This is a genomic window from Pseudidiomarina sp. WS423 (assembly GCF_050750165.1).
GTDB lineage: Bacteria > Pseudomonadota > Gammaproteobacteria > Enterobacterales > Alteromonadaceae > Pseudidiomarina > Pseudidiomarina fusca.
In genome coordinates this window covers 1-1,000 of record NZ_JBOJLN010000041.1, presented here as the reverse complement: position 1 = coordinate 1,000, position 1,000 = coordinate 1, and the positions used below count along the sequence as shown (strand labels likewise).

Sequence of the window (1,000 nt, the reverse complement as noted above, 5' to 3'; positions counted from 1 at the left end):
CAAGTTTGCTGCCGCAGCTTCGGTGCATGGCTTAGCCCCGTTACATCTTCCGCGCAGGCCGACTCGACTAGTGAGCTATTACGCTTTCTTTAAAGGATGGCTGCTTCTAAGCCAACCTCCTAGCTGTCTAAGCCTTCCCACATCGTTTCCCACTTAGCCATGACTTGGGGACCTTAGCTGGCGGTCTGGGTTGTTTCCCTCTTCACGACGGACGTTAGCACCCGCCGTGTGTCTCCCGGATAGTACTCACTGGTATTCGGAGTTTGCATGGGGTTGGTAAGTCGGGATGACCCCCTAGCCCAAACAGTGCTCTACCCCCAGTGGTATTCGTCCGAGGCGCTACCTAAATAGCTTTCGGGGAGAACCAGCTATCTCCGGGCTTGATTAGCCTTTCACTCCGAGCCACAGGTCATCTCCTAATTTTTCAACATTAGTGAGTTCGGTCCTCCAATTGATGTTACTCAATCTTCAACCTGCCCATGGCTAGATCGCCCGGTTTCGGGTCTATACCTTGCAACTAGACGCCCAGTTAAGACTCGGTTTCCCTACGGCTCCCCTATTCGGTTAACCTTGCTACAAAATATAAGTCGCTGACCCATTATACAAAAGGTACGCAGTCACACCACGAAGGTGCTCCTACTGCTTGTACGTAGACGGTTTCAGGTTCTATTTCACTCCCCTCGCCGGGGTTCTTTTCGCCTTTCCCTCACGGTACTGGTTCACTATCGGTCAGTTGGGAGTATTTAGCCTTGGAGGATGGTCCCCCCATATTCAGTCAAGATAACACGTGTCCCGACCTACTCGTTTTCACCTTCATGTTTCCTTCGTGTACGGGACTATCACCCTGTATCGTTGAGCTTTCCAACTCATTCCACTAGAACCATGATTGCTTAAGGGCTAATTCCCGTTCGCTCGCCGCTACTAGGGAAATCTCGGTTGATTTCTTTTCCTCCGGGTACTTAGATGTTTCAGTTCTCCGGGTTCGCTTCTTACACCTATG

The 1,000-nt window shown here is 51.0% G+C and carries 1 rRNA gene; it reads right to left on the bottom strand.

Going from position 1 to position 1,000, the window contains the following annotated elements:
- Positions 1-1,000, bottom strand: a 23S ribosomal RNA gene (locus ACQ661_RS12655); the annotation flags it as partial.